Source organism: Acinetobacter sp. 24-47-39 (assembly GCF_056783825.1).
Genome location: NZ_JBWYIP010000046.1, coordinates 1 through 327, shown reverse-complemented (window position 1 = coordinate 327; position 327 = coordinate 1). Strand labels below are relative to the sequence as shown.

At 45.0% G+C, this 327-nt stretch carries 1 protein-coding gene; it reads right to left on the bottom strand.

The annotated features are described in order from the left end of the window. Positions 1-327, bottom strand: a 327-nt coding sequence (locus AC1M9C_RS14990) for a dioxygenase family protein (RefSeq protein ID WP_481953982.1), incomplete at both ends; no start/stop codon positions are given.

Sequence of the window (327 nt, the reverse complement as noted above, 5' to 3'; positions counted from 1 at the left end):
GTTCAACTTCAGTAGAAGGCGCACCTTCAACGTCTTTCACTAATTCAATGTCAAATTGAATATGTTTGAACGCACCTTTCAGACCACGACGCGCAATTTCAGCTTCATCAGTTACATCTACAGCAGTTGCCACTAAGCCATCACGCGTTGCAAATGCAAAGTCATCCCAAAGGTATTCATCACCTTCGATGTTGAACTGCGTAGTTAATTTACGGTAGCCAGGCGCAGTGACGAAATAATGCACGTGTGAAGGGCGGTTACCATGACGACCAAGTTTGTCTAATACAAACTGAGTTGTACCTTCTGGTGGGCAGCCATAACCTACAG